This is a genomic window from Acinetobacter parvus DSM 16617 = CIP 108168, assembly GCF_000368025.1.
Taxonomy (GTDB): domain Bacteria; phylum Pseudomonadota; class Gammaproteobacteria; order Pseudomonadales; family Moraxellaceae; genus Acinetobacter; species Acinetobacter parvus.
The window spans coordinates 105,136-128,382 of sequence record NZ_KB849212.1 but is presented as its reverse complement, the minus strand read 5'-3'; the positions used below and the strand labels follow the sequence as shown (position 1 = coordinate 128,382).

At 39.6% G+C, this 23,247-nt stretch carries 16 protein-coding genes, 6 pseudogenes and 1 other annotated feature; of the genes and pseudogenes, 10 read left to right on the top strand and 12 right to left on the bottom strand.

The window, feature by feature from the left end; all coding sequences use genetic code 11:
- Nucleotides 1-184: 184 nt before the first annotated feature.
- From F988_RS07010 to F988_RS06980, 7 genes are all read right to left on the bottom strand, one after another.
- Nucleotides 185-1,339 carry a catalase family protein gene (locus F988_RS07010; protein WP_004682130.1) on the bottom strand — a complete coding sequence of 385 codons (1,155 nt, stop codon included), beginning with the start codon at nt 1,337-1,339 and terminating at the stop codon, nt 185-187.
- 81 nt (nt 1,340-1,420) lie between these two features.
- Nucleotides 1,421-3,010 (bottom strand): Dyp-type peroxidase, encoded by a 1,590-nt coding sequence (locus F988_RS07005; protein WP_004682128.1) that lies wholly within the window; start codon nt 3,008-3,010, stop codon nt 1,421-1,423.
- A gap of 202 nt (nt 3,011-3,212) precedes the next feature.
- Nucleotides 3,213-3,782: a hypothetical protein gene (locus F988_RS07000; protein ID WP_004675247.1), complete on the bottom strand. Its 570-nt coding sequence runs from the start codon at nt 3,780-3,782 to the stop codon at nt 3,213-3,215.
- 584 nt (nt 3,783-4,366) lie between these two features.
- Nucleotides 4,367-5,575, bottom strand: a complete 1,209-nt coding sequence (gene ssuD, locus F988_RS06995; RefSeq protein ID WP_004682126.1) for an FMNH2-dependent alkanesulfonate monooxygenase — start codon at nt 5,573-5,575, stop codon at nt 4,367-4,369.
- A gap of 228 nt (nt 5,576-5,803) precedes the next feature.
- Complete coding sequence (locus F988_RS06990; RefSeq protein ID WP_004682125.1) at nt 5,804-6,658, bottom strand: hypothetical protein; 855 nt, start codon at nt 6,656-6,658, stop codon at nt 5,804-5,806.
- On the bottom strand, nt 6,642-6,989 hold the full coding sequence (locus F988_RS06985) for a hypothetical protein (protein WP_004682123.1): 348 nt from the start codon (nt 6,987-6,989) through the stop codon (nt 6,642-6,644). Before F988_RS06985 ends, F988_RS06990 begins: the two co-directional genes overlap by 17 nt.
- 502 nt (nt 6,990-7,491) lie before the next feature.
- Complete coding sequence (locus F988_RS06980; protein WP_004682121.1) at nt 7,492-7,845, bottom strand: hypothetical protein; 354 nt, start codon at nt 7,843-7,845, stop codon at nt 7,492-7,494.
- A gap of 839 nt (nt 7,846-8,684) precedes the next feature.
- Between F988_RS06980 and F988_RS06975 the strand changes: the two genes are divergently transcribed.
- From F988_RS06975 to F988_RS06960, 4 genes are all read left to right on the top strand, one after another.
- Entirely contained in the window at nt 8,685-9,293 is a 609-nt protein-coding gene (locus tag F988_RS06975; protein ID WP_004682119.1) for a sortase family protein, read from the top strand.
- A gap of 30 nt (nt 9,294-9,323) precedes the next feature.
- Nucleotides 9,324-10,892: a CAP domain-containing protein gene (locus F988_RS06970; RefSeq protein WP_004682118.1), complete on the top strand. Its 1,569-nt coding sequence runs from the start codon at nt 9,324-9,326 to the stop codon at nt 10,890-10,892.
- Nucleotides 10,893-10,908: 16 nt separating this feature from the next.
- Nucleotides 10,909-12,150: a tetratricopeptide repeat protein gene (locus F988_RS06965; protein ID WP_004682117.1), complete on the top strand. Its 1,242-nt coding sequence runs from the start codon at nt 10,909-10,911 to the stop codon at nt 12,148-12,150.
- 168 nt (nt 12,151-12,318) lie between these two features.
- A complete protein-coding gene (locus F988_RS06960) occupies nt 12,319-12,570 on the top strand; it encodes a polymorphic toxin type 46 domain-containing protein (RefSeq protein ID WP_010589574.1) in 252 nt (83 codons plus the stop codon).
- A 108-nt stretch (nt 12,571-12,678) separates the two neighbouring features.
- Here F988_RS06960 and F988_RS15095 read toward each other — a convergent pair.
- A protein-coding gene (locus F988_RS15095; RefSeq protein WP_141629351.1) for an IS4-like element ISAba33 family transposase occupies nt 12,679-13,769 on the bottom strand; the annotation gives its coding sequence in 2 pieces (ribosomal slippage) (nt 12,679-13,229 and nt 13,229-13,769; 1,092 coding nt in all).
- A 96-nt stretch (nt 13,770-13,865) separates the two neighbouring features.
- Here F988_RS15095 and F988_RS06945 point away from each other — a divergent pair.
- The 4 genes and pseudogenes from F988_RS06945 to F988_RS06930 form a co-directional block, all read left to right on the top strand.
- Nucleotides 13,866-15,821, top strand: coding sequence for an alkyl/aryl-sulfatase (locus tag F988_RS06945; RefSeq protein WP_000693745.1), 1,956 nt, complete (start codon nt 13,866-13,868; stop codon nt 15,819-15,821).
- A 447-nt stretch (nt 15,822-16,268) separates the two neighbouring features.
- On the top strand, nt 16,269-16,790 hold the full coding sequence (locus tag F988_RS14540; protein WP_081399035.1) for a helix-turn-helix domain-containing protein: 522 nt from the start codon (nt 16,269-16,271) through the stop codon (nt 16,788-16,790).
- Nucleotides 16,759-17,129, top strand: a pseudogene (locus F988_RS06940) (transposase); the annotation flags it as partial. The gene F988_RS14540 and the pseudogene F988_RS06940, both read left to right, overlap by 32 nt.
- Nucleotides 17,034-17,133, top strand: a sequence feature (AL1L pseudoknot). (Overlaps the previous pseudogene by 96 nt.)
- Before the next feature lie 54 nt (nt 17,134-17,187).
- Nucleotides 17,188-18,260 (top strand): annotated as a pseudogene (locus F988_RS06930) (IS3 family transposase); the annotation flags it as partial.
- A 3-nt stretch (nt 18,261-18,263) separates the two neighbouring features.
- Here F988_RS06930 and F988_RS14535 read toward each other — a convergent pair.
- Nucleotides 18,264-18,473 (bottom strand): annotated as a pseudogene (locus tag F988_RS14535) (transposase); the annotation flags it as partial.
- A gap of 521 nt (nt 18,474-18,994) precedes the next feature.
- On the opposite strand from F988_RS14535, the pseudogene F988_RS15090 reads away from it, so the two are divergent.
- Nucleotides 18,995-19,120, top strand: a pseudogene (locus tag F988_RS15090) (IS4-like element ISAba33 family transposase); the annotation flags it as partial.
- A gap of 83 nt (nt 19,121-19,203) precedes the next feature.
- On the opposite strand, the gene bioB reads toward F988_RS15090, so the two are convergent.
- Together bioB and queG are read right to left on the bottom strand one after the other, a co-directional pair.
- On the bottom strand, nt 19,204-20,193 hold the full coding sequence (bioB, locus tag F988_RS06920; RefSeq protein WP_004677262.1) for a biotin synthase BioB: 990 nt from the start codon (nt 20,191-20,193) through the stop codon (nt 19,204-19,206).
- An 87-nt stretch (nt 20,194-20,280) separates the two neighbouring features.
- Nucleotides 20,281-21,396: a tRNA epoxyqueuosine(34) reductase QueG gene (gene queG, locus F988_RS06915; protein ID WP_004682103.1), complete on the bottom strand. Its 1,116-nt coding sequence runs from the start codon at nt 21,394-21,396 to the stop codon at nt 20,281-20,283.
- Nucleotides 21,397-21,418: 22 nt separating this feature from the next.
- On the opposite strand from queG, the pseudogene F988_RS06910 reads away from it, so the two are divergent.
- Nucleotides 21,419-22,907, top strand: a pseudogene (locus tag F988_RS06910) (NAD(P)H-hydrate dehydratase).
- 87 nt (nt 22,908-22,994) lie between these two features.
- Here the strand turns inward: F988_RS06910 and F988_RS06900 are convergent.
- A pseudogene (locus tag F988_RS06900) lies at nt 22,995-23,246 on the bottom strand (transposase); the annotation flags it as partial.
- Nucleotide 23,247 lies beyond the last annotated feature (1 nt).

Below are 23,247 nucleotides of genomic sequence, written 5' to 3'. Positions count from 1 at the left end.
TATGTTTAATAGCTTAAGTTTAATGAAATAAGTTTAATGGCGTAAAAAGGTAAAAAACCGTTAGCCCAGTCACAGGCTAACGGTTGTTGAATGATTGAGGGCGATGTAGTTTTTCACCCAATGGGTGAAATTTTACCCCAAACAATGCCCCCATAACCGCCCCGCTACTGGTTTTTTGCCAAATTTAAAGGTTATAAAAATCTTTATCAAATGCCTGTTTTAGATTGATTGGCTCGGCACGTTTTTTATGATTTAAACGATGGCGAGTGGTTGAGGCGGTTTGATAAGCACGCAGTCGCGCATGTTGCAAATTACCAATCGGACGGTTGGCTTCAATACAGCGAAACGGGGTAAATGACAAATGCTCCATAATGTCAAAGTTGCCGTCATCCGGCACATCTTGGCAAGGGATGGTAAGTTTTGCCACTGTCACAAACGGGGCGTCTTTTTCATCCCATTCTTTGGTCAAATCATTGATGGGTTGGTCTTTTAAGTTACGGCACAACTGGATTTGCACATCAAACTCATAATCATGCTCACGGATTTCTTGTAAAATTAGAGGACGAATCGCCTCGCTAGTGGCGTTGACATCTAGCTCACGGCGTTTGATTTTGGCTTGTGACGCTTTGGTCGGGGCGACACGGATTTTTGCCATATAGTCGCCATGACGCACCGCCCCTTGTGAATAAAAACTGTATAACAAGGTATTTTGCGGTTTGATGGTTTTAAACTTACTAAAAGCCCTAAAAGTCTTAAGAGATTCTTTGGATGGCAGTTTTTTGCCATTTTGGGTAAGCCAGTCAAAGGCAAACTTGGCTTGACCTTTCGCCCCTTTGGCAAAATAATCATTTAATTGTAAAAATAACCGTGAAATATAACTATAGTCTTGGATAGTATTACAAAAGAAAATAGGGAAATTAATCAGATTGTAGTCAAAGTTTGGGCTATCTGGCTCATCTGGCAGTAATTTGTCGCCTTTGACACCAAAGACTTTAATCGCCAACCCTTGAGAAAGCCCCAACTTGTTGTCGGCAGCCACACGAGATGAGCCGTTAGAAAAACGAATCACTGCTTCATGACGAGCGGGTTTGGCATAGATACCTTGGGCATATTCTTTGGGCAGTTTTGGTAAAATCTCAAAGTTGGCTTTTAATGCACAGTAGCCTTTAGCGTGGGCATCTCGGGTGTGATAATTGATTTTGCTAACCGTGTCTGATTTGCCGATATAGTCACGAATATCTGCGGTGATTTGGTCGATGGCTTTTTCATCGTCGCTCGTAAGCTGGTCGATGGCTGGGTCAAACTTGGCATAACGACCACCGAATAATTTATTTAACATGATGATTGTCCTCTGTTATTTTCATTATTTTATAAGGTTAGCAGTACTAAAAACGCCTAACCTTTTTTATTTAGTTTTACACTAATATGAATTTTCGTTAAGCTCACTAATCCATTTAAGTGCCGACAAGCTCGGTACAAAAAGATATTCACCGCCTTGTAGGGTATTAAATTGCAAAATATTGGTATGACGCTTACGAATTGGCTCATCGGGTACGGTGAACACATCGCTATCAGCGTCACTACCTGCGTGTACGCCTAGCATTGGGTCACGCTCTTCCCCAAGGTTCATAAAGTTACCGTCATTAATCCATTGACTTTGCAAAAACTCAAGCGTGTCCATGGCATGCGCGTTGATACCGATAAAAAATAGACCCCGCTCTTGACCATCGTCTTGGGTCACGTTGGGCGGCACGATATCGCCATACGATACGCTACGGCGGATGATACGGTGAAGACGCACATCGCTTAGAATAAAGTCTTTGGTATTACGGGGGTTCATACGGCGAGCATGGGCACCAAATGGGCAGCCTTTGCCATAGGGATCGTCCGTGTAGTCAAATTTATTGTTTGCTACATTGTCTTTACCGAGGGCTTCATCATCATGGTCTGGGCTTAGGGTGATGGGGGCACCCGAACGCCAGCGGCCAAACATTTTTGCCCCCAATTTATCGGCTTTAGCTGGGTCATTGTCGCTTTGTTCAAGGCAATAGCGGTGAAAGTCAGCGACATTACTGCGGTATTTTCGCAGTACCATAAATGAGCCGTTTTTTCCCAATACTTCAGGCTGTGGCATGGGGGGTACCACGCCCGCTTCACCTTTATAACCTAACACAAATTCACCCGCCGCAATCGGACGTTCGGTGTTATTTTCAAGGCTGATACCACTGCCATCCACTTCTGGGTTACTGATGCCATCGCGATAACCAAACACGTTTTTGACGTCACCATCTACGCCAAAATCATGTTCCACCAAGATTTCGATCGCGTTACGGCTGGTATCTAGATAAGGGGCAAACGCCTGTTTAAGTTCGGCAAGTTTGGCTTGCCATTTTTCTTGGCTATTGGCAATCACCGCGCCGCAAATATGAATATCGCCTTTATCACCAAATGGCGCAAGCCAGTTACTCGGGTCATTGTCACCTTTGTCACCCAAGATATCGGAGCGGCCTGCCATACCTGCTTTGAAATTTTCTGGGAAAGAATCAAGCGAGCTTTGCGGTAAGCCTAAAGCTTTTAGCCCCTTATACGTCATCACAATGGTCAAATTGGCATCCATATCTTTTTGGAAATTTTTTGAGCCTTTGACGTTTGGTAATACCGCTTTTAATAATTCACGACCTGCGTTGCTGTCATTGACTTTTAGCGCGACAAGCGTGCCGTAGTAAGGCGCAGGGCGGTCATGCAAAATAATAGCTTGAATATCCTCAAGCTCCATCGTGGCGATATTGGGATAGATAGCGTTCGTTGCCCGTGTCATGACGCTGTGCAGCTGCGTGCCGATTTTTTGTTTCGCTTCGTGTACCCGTTCTTTGACACTGCCTTTTTCAGCGGGTATATCGCTGTGTTCAAATTTGTCTTTAATGGCCTCTATGCCATGCTCGATACCATCTTGTAGATGGGTTTTTAATTTGCCAAGTAGGCTTTCATTCGCTGGGTTGTCGTTATTCATGGTCGTTCCTAGCAGGGAATTTTAAAAATTTGATGCTAAGAACCTGTTCACAATGCAACACGCTAAAAAATACCGCTTATGGTAAAATCACTGAACAAATCGCTTTTGTATCGAAATTTTAACCTAAAGCTTGCCCGTTCAGAGTACGGTTAGAATAGTACGCTGATAAACGTGATAGGGTGAATACAGGTTCTAAGCGGGCTTATTGGGCTTGTTCAATGGCTTTATTGATGCCACGCACGATTTTGTCATTACGCGCAATATCACGAACCGTCAGATGCGGTACACCTACATACCAACCGGTAGCGGTAATCTGATGGTCAAGGATAAATTGCTTGACAGTCGGGCTTTTAATCCCAGGCCAACCCTCTACATTGCCAAAAATCAAGTCCATGAGTTCTGGAATTTTGGTAGCAAAGTCATTGATGTAGGCGTCCCAATCGCCATCATAGGCGGTACAAAACAGTAGCTTGGTGTCATTGTCTAAAAACACCAACCGCAAATCATGCAAGGTGCCTACATTGGTCGCCCCTGCAAGATTGCCTTTGGTGATTTCTAAAATTCGTTTGATACGAGCTGCCCCATCTTTGGTTAAGGGGGCGATGGCGGTGAGTTCAGACACTTTGCCTGATTTTAAGCCCTTTTCACCGGCACTGGTGACAGAATGGTCATAGCCATCATTAGCGCCCTCTTTTAGATTTGCCATGAGCATTTGGGCTTTTAATACCACATCGTCTAATAAAGAAAGTTTTTCATTGTTTTCAGTGGTCATATTTATTGCCCTTATAGTTAGTTGATCATTAATTGAAGTGTATGATTTAAATTTATTTATCCCATTGTTTTATGATTTAAAATTTAAATCTTTTTTATTATATAAGCCGCAAAAAGCAAAAAGCGTTAAAATAACTTTTATCACCCATAAAATTACAAAACTAAACTATTGATTAAAAAATGACATACTAGAGACCGTAAAACTAACAGTGTTGGCTTAAAAAAATTTTCATTACTATCAATAGGTTATTTACATCCCGAATATAACCTAGCTATAGAGAAGTCATTTTTCCTGTGTTGCATTTGCTAAAAAAGTTGGGATATTGACACCTTGATGATTAACTTTAGCAAAGTAGCTTGCTGGTCTAATCTCACCGTATAACTGGCTACCACTTTTTAAAACAAAGTCTATCAGTTAAAAGGTTTATCAGTTAAAAGATGTTTATCATGGCTAGGGTGGATTCCACACACCCTGTCGGATGATAGGTGTCTAATGATAGGTATAGACGAAGCGAAAAACGTGCTTTAATTAGCACGTTTTATCACAAGCATTGAAGACGCCTTTAATATGTCTTTAAGATGAATTTAAGAGGCGATGGCGTGTTTAGGTGCAGCAGTGGTAGGTGTTTTTGGGGTTGCAGTGTCACGGGTTTGTTGCGGTGGTGCATAGTTATTAGCGACAATCTCACCAAACGGTCCTGTCAAATTTGGCTTGACCAAGGTGTTTTGGGTGTCTATCGGTAATAATGGGAAAACCAATTCAGCAAACCGATACGCCTCTTCTAAGTGTGGATAGCCTGAAAAAATAAAGTTATCAATGCCCAAATCGGCATACTCTTGAATACGCGCGGCAACAGTTTGTGGGTCGCCCAGCAGTGCGGTGCCTGCGCCACCACGTACCAGTCCAATCCCTGCCCATAAGTTGGGCGAAATTTCTAAGTTATCACGGCGACCGCCATGCAAGGCTGCCATACGTTGTTGTCCCACCGAGTCCATTTGGGCAAATTTGGCTTGGGCAGCGGCAATGGTGTCGTCATTCACATGACTCAATAATTCATCAGCGGCTTGCCAAGCGGCTTCATTGGTTTCACGCACAATCACGTGCAGACGAATACCATAGCTTAATGTACGACCTTTGGCAGCGGCTTTGGTTTTAAGCTGCTCAATCTTCTCTTTGACGGCGGCAGGCGGCTCACCCCACGTCAAATAACTGTCAACTTGTTCGGCAGCCAGTGTTTGCGCCGCCTCAGATGAACCGCCAAACCACAAGGGCGGATATGGCTGTTGTAGAGGGGGGTACAGCAATTTAGCATCTTCTACTTGCAAGCGTTCACCGTTAAAAGTAAAGGATTCGCCTGTGTGCGAGCGAGTCAAAATCTCTCGCCAAATCGTGGTGTATTCACTGGCTGTCTGATAACGCGTCGCGTGGTCTTCAAAGATGCCATCGCCTTTAAGCTCTTGTTCATCGCCGCCTGTGACCAGATTAAGCAGCAATCGACCATTTGATAATCGATCAAAGGTGCCTGTCATGCGAGCAGCAAGCGCGGGTGTCGTCACCCCAGGGCGTAATGCCACCAAAAACTTTAAGCGAGTGGTCGCATCAATGAGACTAGCGGCGACCAACCAAGGGTCTTCACATGAGCGACCTGTCGGAATCAACACGCCCTCATAGCCAAGGTTATCGGCTGCCACTGCAATTTGCTTCATATAGGTATGGTCAACGGTTCTTGCCCCTTTACTCGTGCCTAAATAACGACTGTCGCCATGTGTCGGTATAAACCAAAAAATTTTCATCGTAACCCCTGCTTGTAAGCTCAAAAATTGATTAAGATAACTCGCCTTCGGTCGTCTTTGCGTAAGTCCTACTTCTAATATCCTCATTAATAAACCAAAGATGATGACTGCTCACAAGCAAACTCAATGGAATGTATTATTCCTTCTTCAGTCTTTAATTAAATTAGTTGATCTGTCTATATACTTTCTATGGACGGATCAACTGAATTGGTATTAGCGCAATTTGACCTATTTCTTAAAATAGTTTTCCATCTGTAATTGTTCCAGCGTATGCCATTGATAACGCTCATGTCCTGCAAAATTTTGTTTGATATATACAATATGTTGAAGAATTCGCTTCTGATACTTTAACAGTTGTTGAATACGCTGATCATCATAATCAATATCTACCCGTTGTTGCCGCAGTGCTTGATAAAAGCAGCGGTAGTCCATATCCATATTTTTTAATATTTCCTTGGATGCCGCAGGGTGGAGTGGTTGGCTTAATCCAACTATTGAATAAGATTCACGCGTGACAAAGTCGGGGCTTATAAGGGATTCCTTTGCCACTTTTAATGTTGGTTCAAATTTATTTGATCTAACCTTGATATTTTGAAATGCCTGTTGAATCGAATTAATTAGTGCACTCGGTTGAATAGTATGTGCTGGTGCTGGCTTCTGCAAGCTGGGTGCAGCGACTGGAGCAAAAATGGGTGATTTCACTTTAGCCTGATGATCTTGTTGACTGTCGACTTTGATGAATTGTTTGAGTTTCTTATAGTTAATCGTATAGAAATTGGTTTGTAGCCATTTATTTTGTGCTAACTTTTCAATCACAAGAATCCCAGCTCGCTTTAACTTTGCAACAATTCGTTTGATTGTTGAGATGCTATACACGCCAAGCGTGCTTTGCCACTGTTCATAACTATGGAACCAATATTTTTTTCCATTAAAGGTTTTTCCTTCGTTATTTTCTAAAAAGTAATGCAGCTTCTGTAAAAAATTGGCGGCAGCCACGCCAAACGCTTTTGCAAGCGTTGGCGAAGCAATGAGAGGATAGTCTCCAGAAATCAGGAGGTTATTATTCTTATTGGCCTTGGACATGATTCGCTCCACGTAGCACACGTTGTGCACGTTCAATCATCTTGTGACGTTGATGTGTACGAAATGCCCAGAGCGACGATAAATTGTTATTTTGATTGAGCTTTGCAACTTCAAGAATTTGTTCATCAGTCATTTCATGCATGCATTGACGAATAATTTGATGGGCTTGTTCAAGCTCGTTGAGCAGGGAGTTTGCAGTGTCAACAGCAATATAAAGATTGGCGAGTGTTTGACGCTGAGGATTTGAAATAGTTTTGCCAAGTTCAACAATCAGTTGCGAGGCTTGTTGTTTAGGTGTGCAAGTGTTTGCACCATGAAGAATTGCGTTCATAGCAGTAATCCTAGATAAGTTTAATTACTTACCGCCATCATTTTCCTACGATGATGGTGGCAGCTTAACAGGAGTAGGAAATACTGAATCTAGGCTCAGCCAACCTTACGGTTGTCCTGTCAAACTGCCATAACGACTGCTAAACAGTAGACAAAAAAATAGCCGCAAGTGCGACATTTATTTGCACCTAGATAATATCAGGTTTCCTACGCCTGAACACAGATTTTGCTGTGTAGAGTTAGCTTAACTGGGTATCGCTTGAGCTGTCAACGCTGTTATTGGATCTTTTTACATATCTTAACATTAATTAATTGATTGATTCTGCTGGAGATATTTTAAATTTTTGACGGCTGGGAATTTGATTGTGAATCATGTTTATGGCGATGTGTTGAGCACAAATTTTAATCTTTGCTGTGTTTTTAACGGAAGTGATGAAAATGATGATCAGAATTTCTAATCCATCAAATCGAGGTTGATTCGCTAAAAGAATGAGTTAAATAAATCATCGATTGTTCAGGGCTTCAACTACCGTTAAGACTTTCTCTAAGCCTTTTCTGTTCTGAATTTGCTGAATCGGGATACCATCGGTTGCGGTATTGAATGCATTCATAAAATAATCAATCCATTCAGAATCACCGCCCGTTAACGTAGATAAGCTTTGATAAAGGCGAATCAGTAATAATCCATATTCACCTTGTGGGGATGCGGGTTCTAATACAGCTGAGAATTCGATTTGGTTCATCGACATGAGATCGAGACCCATCACAGTAGCCAGTTGAGTATTACCAAGACCAAGTAAATTCGCGGTTTTCAAGACGGCTTCTGCTAAAACCATTGTTGTACTGGCTGAGTTCATTCAATCGACCCGCTGAGCTTTGCTGATTATTTATTCTATCGCATTTAATAGGATATTACTGAAGAAGAGGGAACTTCAGTTTGCTCTCTTTAAATCAGCCTTTGTAAATTTCATTCTTCTCATTAACAGCTCATTAGGCATTGATTCATCTCAATGCTTCAAATTTAACAGCTGAGCTGCGCCTGATTTAATTCTTTATTTTATTGTTTTATTTTAATAGAGAACAACAGTCCATTTTAGCCTCATCCATCAAAGCAAAATGAGCCGATCGATCGGAGTAATTTGACCTTATGGGAAAAATCAAAGACTTAATGCGATTACATTTGGCGAATCTAAATGTATAGATTTTAGTGCTTTGTAAAATTGACTAAAGCGCTGGATAAAATTAATATGGGCTCGCTGGCCTACATTGCCAGTCGGTTTTGACAGACCGTCCAACACAAGAGCATTAAAGGACTTGTCTTTTAGTGTTTATCCCCTCGTGCCCCTCTGCGGTGGAACGGGAGGGGGACGTCTTCGGACGTGCTGGATTCTTGTGTTCCAGTCTGTCAACCCTCTTTCGTTCTGCCACCATTATTTGACAGTAATTGGTAGAACTTCTTAACACAAGGAGCTTCTCATGCTGTACCAATTTTTTCTAATTTGTGCCTCACCCCATGTTCAACCTTGTTGTGCTTTGCAACGAAGGCGATACGGCTAATTTTTATTATTCGTCTGTATTCAAACAACATTTTTACAAGAACAATCCAACGGTGGATGGCTAAGTCACGCCTATAAAAAATAAACCTTTTTATATCTGCTGGTGATTGTGTATTGCATTGAACATGTGGGAAACAACCATGACTGAATTAAGCAAACCCAAAATCATACCCATTGAACACCGCCCACAAAAATCTAAGCTCTTTATAAAATGTGTGATCTTACCCATCGTGATCTTTCTCATCGTTGCCAAAATCTTCTCCTTTGGTGCTTTCGGTTACATCTTCTTTGGCTTTGACCTGTTCTGGTTTGTGATTCTTTACTACCTTTATGAATATGGAAATACCTACTTTGACGGGATGACTGAACAACTGAAGCGTCAAGGAGAAACTTTTAATTATCAAAACCGTGGTGTTTGGATTAACAGCCAAGATAAAACCATTATCCTGTTTGATCAGCCAGATCAACGCCTCGTGAAATATCCCTTTGATTACATCACCTCCGTTGGACACTACAACTTAGTCGAAGATAACTTTAGAACCACGACCACTGTGATCAGCAATCCAATGATGGGAACACATGTCAATCAACAAGTTCATCGCACACCAATGAAACGAGAGTTTCAAGTCAATATTGGCACACGAGATCCATTCAAACCGAATTACAGCCTAAAAGTCCTATTTCCTTGGCGTAGTCCACAAATGGCCAGTGAAATCCGTCAGCTACTATCAGCGGATCATTATCAATAACAACAATATAAAAATTTAAGGCAGTCAATCATGATGATTTCAAAATCGTTCATGCCATCAGTTCTAATGATGGCAATCAGTACAGCAATGGTCGGGTGTGGTGGAGATTCAAGTTCATCCAATGGCGGTGGAACGGATAATCCAGATAATGGCAATCCAATCCCTAAGCCCGTGACCTGTGTTGAAAGCCAATATCTGGAAGAGGGTGTATGTAAAAACAAGGTAGTGCAGAATATTCAGTCACTACCATTCAGTACGCTGATTCAAGGTCAACGCTATCCATTATCGCTGCAAACAGATCAAGGTCTAGTAGTAACGTTTAGCAGTAACACACCCAACATCTGTAGTGTAAGTGGCGGTGAACTTAAAGCGCATAAAGTCGGTCAGTGTAATCTGGTATTGACACAGGCAGGGACGGCAAAAGTTCTAGCACTGAATAGCAGCATGACCGTCAATGTGAGTTGTGCGGCTGAGCAATATCTAGAAAATAATGTGTGCGTGAATAAGCTCAAGCAAACCATTACCCCACTAAAAATCAAATATATCCTGACGGAGAGTGTGTATTCACTGGATGCTGAATCAAGTGCCAAACTTCCTGTCACGATCAGTAGCCTTTCTTCATCAACCTGTACGTATAGTCTGGGAGAACTCAAGGGGATTGGTGCGGGGGCATGTACCCTTAAACTCACCCAGGAGGGTGATACCAAAACACTGGCAGCAGAGAGCCTGACCATCAGTTTTGATGTATTTAAAGCTTCATCCATGAGCGAGGCACCCGATATCAACAACTGTTATGCAGGCAAGCTCAGTGCAAATTTTAGAAATGAATTTTTAAATGAAATCAATACGGTTCGTGCCTTGCATGGGCTGCCAAGTATTACATACGACTATGCCCATGAAGATGAGATGATGCAGACGGCGCTGATTCTTGCTGCAAACAACATCTTGACCCATTACCCAGAATCAAACACAAACTGCTATTCAGATATTGGTGCGGTAGGTGCAAGGACCAGTAGTTTGGAAATGGGGGTAAGACAGAATAAATATGACTATTCACCTGCCGAAAGCATTACCAATATGGTGCATGACAAATTAAATCTGTTTGCAGGAGATGTGGGGCATCGCCTCTGGATGCTGAATCCTTTCTTACAAAAATCGGCGTATGGTTCAGTTAATGCGCCATCATTTAAAGATACCCGATTCCCTTATGTGGTCGGTACGTCCTACAAAGTGGTTTATCCCTTCGACAATCCAACCACTGCACCACTCGGTGTGATTGCCTATCCCTACCACAACTATCCAGCCAAATATTATATGGCGGGTTCAATTCTCTCGATTTCAGTTTTAACCGATCAAAAGAATTTCTTTGCCAATCGAAATGTGGATTATGCCAAAGCTACTGTTGTCGTCACTGAACGAAGTAGTGGAGTTAAACAGAAAATCAGTAATATCCGCTATGAAAATATCGGAGTTCCTAACCATATCCAGTTTAGCTTTGACGATTTGAAACTGAATGTGATCTACGACGTCAAACTCAGCAATGTCTTGGTGAATGGTCAGCCTAAAGAATATTCCTACTGGTTTAATGTGAATGATTAATAAGGATAAGAATCAGATGAAAAAATTAATACTCCATCTTGCTGTCGCTAACAGTATGGTAATGACCAGTTCAACAGTATCTGCTGAAACCAAGAAAGTGAACCTGTCGGCAGGACTGAACTATGTACTGTCACAAGTCGTGACCAAAGGAGATAATAATCAAAGTCACCATAATATGGGAATGCTTTACTACTTAGGAAAGAAAGGTGTACCTGTAGATCATAAAAAAGCGGCTGAATGGTTTTCCAAGGCAGCAGTGAATGGTTTTGCTCCTTCACAGTACGCATTAGCAGTCATGTATCTTAATGGGGATGGTGTACCACAGGATGCAAAAAAGGGCGTTACCTTGTTGCAAAGTGCTGCACGGCAGGGACAACCTGAAGCGGTCAAGTTATACAATGTATTGCAGGCTAATAAAGCACAGCAGCTCAATGCTGTTCAAACGACATCAGTACAAACAGCTACAACAGCCATTAAATACTATGATACATCCAAGCTTGAACCTAAGAACTTTAAGCAAGTTGTACTCCCTAACCTAAGTACAGATACCGTTGCTCGAAGTTTTTATAAAGTGACATCATCCAGAGAAAGAGGAAAAGATGATTACTGGGGAAGTGGCAAATACTACTATGTTAATAAGCCTAGCGACTTGGATGATCTCACTGATGCTGTAATCAGTATCGCGCCTATTATTACTTACCAGAATATGCAGGGGGAAGCCCGTTATTTAGTCCCTGTGGAAGTGACTTTAGCAATCGAAGGGAGGATAGAAACTTCACATGCTACACGAGGCACTTTGGAATTATATCTCTTTAAAAAATTGGACAATGGACAATTCCAAATGATTTCAAAAACAGCCCAAGGGGGAATTGAAAGTATAGAGGGATATGGTCGAACCTCATGGAATGCTCAAGAATTTAAAAAGAACTTACAAGCTTTTGGAAACAATACACTAGGAAGCTATACCATTGATGGTTATTACGGCAATGGTTATGGGGAAAGCGTGTGGTCACTTCTTCTGTTAAATGAAGACGACTATATTGTTGAACAAATGTTCGAAGAAGGAAAAGTTTCAGAACAACCAGAGTACGGCTATTCTTCAGCAATCAAAGTTAACAAAAATGGACAACCATTTTATCCATTCCAGATTCAATATCAGGGAACGGATTTGAACGACAATAGTCAGATGGTTAAAGTAAATAAAATTGTACCTTATCAGTATGATAGTAAGAATAAGTTTTATTCAAAGCTGAAATAATACTCGTAAATTAGAATAGCTATATTGATGTCTATCCTCCTGTTTCTAGGTATTGGGAATTGGAGGACACTATAAGAATGAGGAAATATCAGTGAATATTAAACCAATTAAAAATGATGTTGAACTTACTAACGCTTTTATTCGATATTGAAAATAGATGAAAAATATGTGCAACATATTAAAGATGGTAGAATTGGCAATTATTTTGCACCAGTTGGTACTCCAGCAAACCATTTAGGAATTAACCCAGCAGGAAGAGTGCCAATTACTTTTGCTCCAGTAAAGGAAACAGAGGTGCTTAAATCAAAAGCTAAAGAAATTGTTGATACATGGACTGATCCGAATAAACCTTATCCAGCAAAAGGTGGTGGTACACAGTATTTTGTTCCAAACAAAGAAAATTTAAAACAGGTGAAGTGATTAATGAATAAACGGCTAGAACTATTTTATATTGCACTAGAAAAATGCGAGAATCTAATGGATTTATATCCAGATTTAATTGTGTTGAAACTCTGTACACGACAAATTTCATAGGGTCCTTGTCCTATCAGGCTTTTTCTTCCTTAAAATTGCGAGCACTTTCTTAAATTCTTCTTTTTTTCCAAAACCAATCAAACGTAGAATAGCCATTTGAACATAGTCCAAACCGTATCGAAATAAACTTACTGAAAGTCGTCCATGCTTCTTTATTTTTATCGCTTTTTTTCGATCATGTTGCCATTCACCTGTTAAATAGCACCAACAGAAACCGATAGCTAGTACTGCTATCAATTTCTTGACTCGTCTAGGGTCTGTTAAACGATTATTTTCAAGATTGAATCCACGTCCTTTGAGACAACTAAATAAGGTTTCGATTTCCCAGCGTAATGCATAATCACGAATAGCAGAAGCATTAAACATAGGAGAAACAACAAGTAAAAGTTCTCCATCTTCTAATCGTAGCGCACTAATATACAGTTTCACTCGACCAACCCAAATACGTCGTTTACGACATTCAGTTTGACCAACTTGAAGATGACGAAATAAATCACTAATTTTATGATTCTTGGCTAAGTGATTGGTCACAATGAAGTTTTTTTAACACGTATACAAAAGTTAATGTCATTTTCAATTAACCATGTAAACCATTTCTCGCCGATAAATTCTCTGTCTGCGAACACATTCACAATACGGTCTTTACCAAAAATAGAGATAAAGCGTTGAATCAAAGCAATACGCTCTTTTGTATCTGAATTTCCACGTTTATTGAGCAATGTCCAAACAATAGGTATCGCTATTCCACGATAGACGATGGCTAACATCAAGATATTGATATCTCGTTTTCCCCATTTCCAATTGGTTCTATCTAAAGTCAGTTGCACTTTGTCGAATGAAAATATATTGAAAATTAACTGAGAAATTTGACGATAATCAAAATACTGACCTGCAAAGAAGCGTTGTATACGTCGATAAAATGATTGTGGTAAGCACTTGATGGGTAAGGCTTTAGATGCAGAAGAAAGATTACATGTCTGTTTTACAATTAATGCAATCATAATCAGTGTAAAACATTTTACATGTGACTTGTTCCACTTTAGATATTTGTTTAAGATGAGATGTAACTCATTGAAATGTGTCATCATATTCGTCGTCAGAAAACAAGTATTATGCCATTATTTCAATGAGTTATATTTTTTTGTCGTGTACAAAGTGGATATTTAAAAAAAGGAAAGAAGATGAAAATTAAGTTTTTAACAGTTTCATTGATGCTTATTCTGCCATTTTCTGTTTTTGCAGCAAATACTGTAGTAGAAAAAGCGGTCATTGAATCAAATAATACATATAAGGCGAAGTATAACTTAGAGGATATGACTGAGTTTAATCAGGCTCAAAAGGGCTTTATTGCCAAGCCAACAGGTCAAATTAAAAGTGAGAAAGGCAATGTTATCTGGGATTTTGATGCATTTAGTTTTTTACAAGATCAAGCACCAAATACCGTTAATCCCACTCTATGGCGACAAGCAAAATTAAACAACAATGTTGGGCTATTTAAAGTAACAGATCGAGTTTGGCAAATTCGTGGTTTTGATTTGGCAAATATGACCATCATTCAGGGTGATACTGGCTGGATTATTGTGGATACATTAACCTCTAAAGAAACGGCTGAAGCAGCACTTAAATTTGCTAGACAGCATTTAGGTGAGCAAAAAATTTCAGCCATTATCTTTACCCATAGCCATATCGATCATTTTGGTGGTGCATTAGGCGTTCTTTCTAGCGAAGAAATTAACGCTAGAAAAACTCCAATTATTGCGCCAAAAGGCTTTATGGAAGAAGCGACCAGTGAAAATGTGATGGCAGGTTCAGCCATGATACGTCGTGCGACTTATATGTATGGAACTTTTCTACCTAAAAATGCGGAAGGATTGGTGGATACAGGTTTAGGTAAGGCTGTTGCTGTGGGAAAAATGGGCATCCTTGAGCCTACACAACTGATCACTCAACCAGAACAGAAAATGACGGTTGATGGCTTGGATTTTGTGTTTTATAACGTGCCGGGTTCAGAAGCACCAGCAGAATTAACGTTCTCTATCCCATCATTGAAACTTTATAACGGCGCAGAAATTCTATCTCATACCATGCATAATCTTTATACCCTTCGGGGTGCTAAAGTCCGTGATGCCTTAAAATGGGTGGGCTATCTAGACCAAGCAATGCAGCATGCCAAAGCATCCGATGTATTGATTGCACAGCATCATTGGCCTGTCTGGGGCAATGACAATATTCAAGATTTTATTAAAACCCAGCGAGATGTTTATAAGTTCACGCATGATCAGACGGTGAGATATATGAACTCTGGTTTTAATGGCGCTGAAATTGCCGAAAAAATTAAGCTTCCAGCGGCACTTGATCAAAAACTATATGCTCATGGCTATTATGGAACCCTAAAACATAATGTAAAAGCAGTATACCAATATTATATGGGATGGTTCGATGCCCATCCTTCCAATTTAGATCCATTACCCCCTAAAGCTGTTGCAAAAAAATATATTGAGTTAGCAGGTGGGGAGAACAATGCATTGAAAAATGCGCGGGATGCCTACGCTCAAGCTGACTATAGATGGGCTGCCGAGATTTTAAAACATATTGTGTTGAATAACCCTCAAAACCAACAAGCAAAAGACTTATTGGCGAATACTTATCGTCAATTGGGCTATGCTGCTGAGGCTTCAACTTGGCGTAATTTCTTTTTGGTGGGCGCTCAAGAGCTACAAAATAATGTACCCCTACAAAATACTTCTGATCCGAGTGATTTATTGATTCATACACCAACTGAAAGATTTCTTGAAGCTATGGCGACAAATTTAGATGTGGAAAATTTAAAAAATGAAAACCAGTGTATCAATCTGGTTTTGTCGGATACCAAAGAGCATTTTTCATTATGGGTTGAAAACTCAGTCATGCAGTTTAAGCGTTATGATGAAAGTAAAGATTTGGCATTGGATTGCCCTACATTAACCTTAACCAAGCCCTTATATCTAAAAATGATTACAGGTCAAATAGAAGGGGTAAAAGTCCTGCTTTCTAAAGACAGTAAAGTCAAAGGTAATCCACTGAAAATTGGAAAATTCTTTGCAATGTTTAAACGTCCAGATTCAATTTTCCCGATTGTGACTCGACCAAATGGCTAAGCTCAAATAAGTAAAGTCGAAACTTAAATTAATAGATCCAAAGAAATGGGTGAAATTATCAACTTGGTTCTCCCAATCTTATAACAGGAATACAAGAAATTATTTCTTGTATTCCTCTTTAAAATTAAAAGTAAGCTATATGTATTTTAACTCTATTGATACTTTATTAAATGGTTTTTGAATTTTTATACTTTATTTTCGATGGAGATATTTTTATTAGTAGCTTGTTTAAAAAAGATTTGTTTATTTTTCTATTAATTGCTTCTAAATAATAACTTCAATATTTTTGTGGTTAAAAGGCAAGGGGGTATTATGATGTGTTTTTTATTGAAAATAAGCTTTTATATTAGGTTAACTTGATTGCACTATTTGATGATTATATTGAGTAAATATATAGGTCATGATGATCATATCAATATCCGATAGTTTAAGAGCTCAATATTTGTTTTGCCAAGCTTATATTTTTATAGAGTCAGCATCATTAAGTTGATACAAGACGAGCGGGATCAACTAGAACATTTAGCCAAACATGCAAAGCATTGGCGAGAAAGGCAACGCTCACAAACCATATTGTGGTTGTCACAAGGTAAAACAGTGAAAGAAATTGCCGTATTACATGGTGTAAAGGAAGAAACAATTCGTACTCACCGCAGAAACTGGCGACACCATAAAATAGAAGCGATTTGGGAGGGTAAGCGTTCTGGACATCCACGAATATTACAAGCTGTACATCAGGCACAGATTTTATCGTGGATTGATAGCGACACTTTAAACTCAGAACAAATCAGACAGCGATTATATGAACAATATCAAATCGAAATTTGTCAGGAAACGCTAAGACGATTCCTCAGAGCATCAGGTATCGTTTATAAACGAACACGCCACAGTGAACCGTACCGGGTTTGTCGGAGAGTCAATATTCTGAGAGACTATCCCGATGACAAAACCAAACTATACCCCCGAAATTAGAGAAAGAGCGGTTCAATTACTAATTGAATCTGAAAAAGATTATCCTTCTACTTGGGCAGCAATCACAGCTATTGCTCCTAAAATCGGTTGTACTCCTGAAACATTGCGTGTTTGGTATTTAAAGCATCTGGATCAACTAAATCCTGCCAAAGTACAACAGATATCTGACCAAGAAAAAATGAAGCAAATGGAACGTGAAATTAAAGAATTAAAACGTGCCAATGAAATTCTACGCAAAGCAGCCGCTTTTTTCGCCCAGGCGGAGCTCGACCGCCCACACAAATAATGGTGGATTTTATCCATAACAATAAAGATCGATATGGTGTTGAAGTGATGTGTGCTTAAAAAACAGGAGGGTTTAACTTGGTAAGCTATACATACTCATTAGGAGTTTACCATGAGCAAGAAACAGAAGACTTACACCGCAGAATTTAAAGCTGAAGCCATAAAAGCCATTGAAGAGAACCAAGGTAATGTATCGGAATCCGCTAGACAACTTGGTATTTCGATGCAAACCCTTTCGAACTGGAATAACAAAGCAAAGGCTGGAACTTTAGCAGGCACAAAACAGTATTCGCCCGATCTAAACGCCTTACTCGAAGAAAATAAGAAGCTTAAACAACAGCTCAAAACAGCTGAAATGGAACGTGAATTTTTAAAAAAGGCAGCAGCGTACTTTGCAAAAGAAAGTCAGTGAGGTACGCCTATATGAAATCGCAAAGCCACTTATTTCCGATTATTTTAATGGCTCGATTACTTCGTGTATCCGTTTCTCGCTTTTATGATTGGCTAAAGCGAGGCATGAGTAAAAGATCAATTCAGCGAAATCAGCAGACAATTTTGGTCAAAATAGCCCATGAAGAAACCAAACAAAGCTATGGCTATGTTCGATTAACCAAGCATTTACAAGCACAAGGTATCAAAATAAGTATGTATGCTGTGCGCCAAATAAAAAAATCAAATCAGTTGTATTGTAAGCGCCATAAGCGTTTCAAAAGAACCACGAACAGTGATCACAACCGTTCTATTTATGACAATTTACTCAAGCAACAGTTTTCAATGACGAAGCCTAATCTTGCGTGGTCGAGTGACATTACCTACATTTGGACGGCTGAGGGCTGGTTGTACTTGGCAGCTGTCAAAGATCTTTACACGAAACAGGTTGTTGGCTATAGCTTAAATGAGCGCATGACAGCCAAGCTTGTTTGTGATGCATTGAATATGGCTATTCGCAATCAGAAACCTGCTAAAGGTCTCATTGTACATTCAGACAGAGGCAGCCAATATTGCAGTAATGAATATCGAAACTTACTTGAGAAATTTGATTTTCAGGGTTCAATGAGCAAAAAAGGCGACTGCTTTGATAATGCACCGATAGAGAGTTTCTGGGGCATACTCAAAAATGAACTAGTCCATCATCGCAACTACAAAACAAGGGAAGAAGCCAAAGCGGATATTACAAAATATATAGAGTAAAGAAAGTCGAAATATAGATTTGATCATCAAACAGAACTGAATTGCTGTATCAGAATAGGTTTGATTTCTTCCATGTTTAGCTTTTGGCTGAGCATACCATTGGGTCTGGGGATCGAATCAAATTGAAATATTTTCTCGCTTGATTAAAGCTTGGTTATAAGATGACCAATTCGTTGGGCGATAGATTTTGGATGCAGGCTTCTTCATTTGGAAATTATATTGCTGATGAAGCCTTAAAGAATAGCTTGGTGCAACAAAGCTATTAAGAGATAAAGAAAAGTTTTACTGGTTTTGTTATTGATAAGTATAAATGAAAATATGTTGTTACATAAAAAAACAACACCAATTTAGCTCCAATTATTCATTAGTTATTGATTTTAATGTGAAAATATTACGTTGACATCGTAGAGGTCTCCAGTTCGAGTCTGGATATACCTACCAAGATAAATCAAAGACTTACAAGCATTTCAAAGACTTGTAGGTCTTTTTTTATGCCTTTCGTTTGCTTTATTTGCTGCATTTAATTCTGCTAATAAAGATATATTTGTGTCAAAAATGGGTCAGAACGCTTTGAATAAAACGTTGCGGTCATTTTTAACATAACTTTATAATAAGGGTGGCAGCAATGAAATTACCAAAACCTAGACAGCGTGGAAATAGTTGGTCCACATCAATTATGATAAATGGTAAAAGAGAGTATTGCACAAGGGATACTGAACAAGAGTGTATTCACTGGGCTAGACTATGTTCAAATGGCGATTCAGCGTTTAATTGGTTTTGGGAAAAAAGAAGAGCTTAAGGAAATTCTGGCAATTTTAAGAAAGCAGAAGCCTGATAGGATAAGGGTTCTGTGAAATTTGTCGTGTACAGAGACAATTTATAAATGCTGAACAAAATTAAAAAAAGCTGTTCCACTTTCATGAAACAGCTTTTTGATCTATGCGCTCATGGCATCTATGGAAAGTTCTGCAACAGTTGGTTTCGGTTTTTCTGTTGTTAAACCTAATTTAGCAAATAGGATTTGGTCTTTACCTTCTCCAGCATTAGGCGTAGTCAATAACTTATCACCAGAAAAAAGCGAGTTTGCACCTGCCATGAACGCAAGTGCTTGATCTGAATCACTGAGTGATTCGCGTCCTGCCGATAATCGAATATAACTATGAGGCATAATAATACGAGCAACAGCAATAGTACGAATCCATTCAGTCACATCTAACTTTTCAACTTCAGCGAGCGGTGTACCTTCGATCGGGACAAGCATATTGATTGGCACTGATTCAGGATGTACAGGCATCGTTGCAAGTTCTTGTAATAAACCAATTCGATCATTACGACTTTCACCTAAGCCAACGATACCACCACTACATACTTTCATACCCGCTTGACGTACATGATCTAATGTATCTAAACGATCATCAAAAGTACGTGTACTAATAATATGTGAATAGTATTCACGAGAGGTATCAAGGTTATGGTTATAATAATCTAAACCAGCATCTTTTAAGCGTTCAGCTTGTGACTGATTGAGCATACCTAAAGTCATACAAGTTTCTAAACCGAGTGCTTTTACTTCTCGAACCATTTCTAACACATAAGGCATATCTCGTTCGTGTGGATTACGCCAAGCAGCGCCCATACAGAAACGTGAAGAACCAGAATCTTTTGCTGTTTGTGCTTCACGAATGACTTTATCTACTGCAATACGCTTTTCTGCTTCTAGTTTTGAGTCGTAATGTGCAGATTGAGAACAATACTTACAATCTTCTGGGCATTTACCTGTTTTGATTGAAAGCAGTGTACTGACTTGAATGGTATTTGGCTGAAAATGCTCACGATGAACACTTTGTGCTTTGAATACTAAGTCTAGAAAAGGTTGATCATATAAAGCTTGGATTTCATCACGAGTCCAGTCATTACGTAAAGTCATTGTTATATCCATGATGATTGATTACAAACATTGAGATTAATCATACAGAAATCGTGCCAAAGCCAAAGGGCAAAAAACATCATTTTTCTATTCAGGTACGCTTATTTGCTGCAATTGTTGTTGAATTGCCCACTCAATATGTACATTGACAATCTCATCGTGCCACATTTTTGCATCGTGTAATTGGCTTATAATTTCAGCCGAGTATGGCGCATTTCCTAAGCCGATTGCAATATTCCGTTTAAAGGATTGATAGCCTGTGCGGCGAATTGGACTACCTTCTGTTTTTGCAAGAAAAGTCGCTTCATCCCATTGCCAGATATCTAACAAGCTAATGTCATCTAAACTATGTCTTGGGTCAAAGTCTGGAATTGACGCAGTTTTAGCAAAGCCATTCCACGGGCAAATTAGCTGACAATCATCACAGCCAAAAATACGATTACCTATACCTGAGCGTAACTCTTCAGGAATGATTCCTTTATGTTCAATAGTTAAGTAAGCAATACATTTCCTTGCATCTAACATATAAGGCTCAACAATGGCTTGTGTTGGGCAAATGTCGATGCAAGCAGTACATGAGCCACAATGGGCTGTTGCAGGTTGATCAAAAGGGAGGTCAAGCGAAGTAAATAGCTCACCCAAAACGAAGAATGAACCTGATTTTTTATGAATGAGTAAGGTATGTTTTCCTGTCCATCCCATACCTGCACTTTCAGCAAGTGATTTTTCAAAAATAGGTGCTGAGTCCGCAAACGGGCGTGATTCGAAATCGCCCACTTTTTCTTTAATACGACTGGCTAAGGTTTTAAGTCGACCACGCATGACTTTATGATAGTCACGTCCACGCGCGTAGCGTGCAATAATGGCTGAATTTGGTTCAAATGGTACATAACGGGGCTTAGGTGATGCCACAAGATAGTTCATGCGCACACAAATAATGCTTTTAGTTCCAGGTACAAGCAATGTTGGATCAGCACGTTTTTCTAGATTTTCCTCTAAATAGTGCATATCTGCATGATAACCACGTTTTAAATATTCTTTAAAACGTGGCATTTGATCTTGAGCATCAGGTTTGGCAATGACACAATCAGAAAAGCCCAAGTCTAAAGCTTGAGTTTTTATCCATGTTTTAAGTTCTTGAGGATCAAGCTGCTGAAGCTCAATTTTATCAAGTGATTTTCCAGAGGATGTGGTTGAAGCCATAAACCAATAATTAGGGGATAACATGCAACGTTCAGTTTACCATAGCCAAAGCATTCAAGCATGGGAGCAGCGTTGGTTTGCGCAGCAAAATTCATCTTTAGGACTGATGCAACAAGCAGCTTGGACAATCTCACAACAGTTAATTGAACCATTTAATAAAAATAAAATTCAAAAGATCGCAATTTGGTGCGGACAAGGCAATAACGCAGGTGACGGTTACTATATCGCTGCTTTTCTAAAGCAACATGGATTTCACATCACGGTTTATGCAGCTGAACTCGGTCAATCTTTAGATTTAAAACAAGCCGTACAATATGCACTGTTAAATCGAGTTGATATTCAAAGTATCGATTATTTATTGTCGGAAAATGCGAATCACCAAGAAATACCAACTTTTGATTGTCATATTGATGCTCTGTTTGGCATTGGTCTCAATCGAATGCTAGATCAAAAATGGCAATCGATCATCCATTTATTTAACTCACAGATTGGTTTAAAGATTGCTATTGATATTCCGAGCGGACTACATGCCAATACAGGTCGGGCTTTACCCTGTGCAATTCAGGCAGATCAAACCTTTACAATCTTAGGTTATAAGGCAGGGTTGTTTACTGGTCAAGGCAAGGAATATGTGGGAAAGCTGCATTTAGTTAGCTTGATCCCAATTGATACAGAATTAAAACCACTTGCATATCTATCATCTGAAAAAATTGTATTACCGAAACGGCAAGCTTTTGGACATAAAGGAAGTTATGGGCATGTGCTTGTCGTTGGTGGTCATACGGATATGGGCGGAGCGGTGATTATGTCTGCTGAAGCAGCGTTTCATGCTGGAGCAGGGAAAGTCAGTGTGGTCTGTCATGCCAAACATCATCAAGCTATTCTGGCGCGTTCACCGAATATTATGGTGCGAGATATTAATGCCTTAGATGAAAAAACGATCCAACACCTATTAACTCAAATTGATGCCGTATGTTTCGGGATGGGCTTAGGGCGAGATGAATGGGCAGAGCATGTTTATCTAGAGTGGTTCAATTTACTTAATCAAAATTCACATTTAGAAGTGGTATTAGATGCAGATGGGTTGTGGTTTTTGGCAAAACATCCGCAACAATTAAATCCTCATGTTTACGCAACTCCACATTCTGGTGAAGCAGCGACATTATTGGGTTGCAAGCCTGCTGATGTTGAACAAGATCGTATTGTTGCGATTCATAATTTACAACAAAAATATGCAGGGCAATGGGTGCTTAAAGGTGCATAGCCTGATTTTAGAAGATGAATTATTTATCTGTACACAGGGTAATGCAGGGATGGGAACAGGGGGCATGGGTGATGTGCTGGCAGGGATGATTGCCACTTTAAAAGCACAATTTCATGAGCAAGTTGCATTGCATGAAATTGTGAGTTTGCATGCACAAGCAGGGGATTTACTGGCTGAAAATGGTATGAGGGGTTTGCAAGCACACGAAATGGGGAAAATGATTTATAAGGTGGTGAATAAAGAATAGAAAGATTAAGGTCTATTGACATTTCATAAAGATATCCAAATAAATATATAAGCTAGAGGGTGTAAATAATTCTGTGTAAATGCAATTTTAAAAATACTTGGTTACATGCTCTTCAAACATGATACTAAAGCGATTCATGGCAGTTTTCCAATTCTGCATGGGCATCGTCCATTTTTTGCTTGCTGCCATAATTGCTAAATATACTACCTTTTTCACGGAATCATCGGTTGGGAAGATTTTTCTTTTCCTAGTTGCATGGCGGATAACGCTGTTCAATGATTCAATCGCATTGGTCGTGTAAATCGCTTTGCCAATATCCATAGGATAAGCGAAGAGTGAC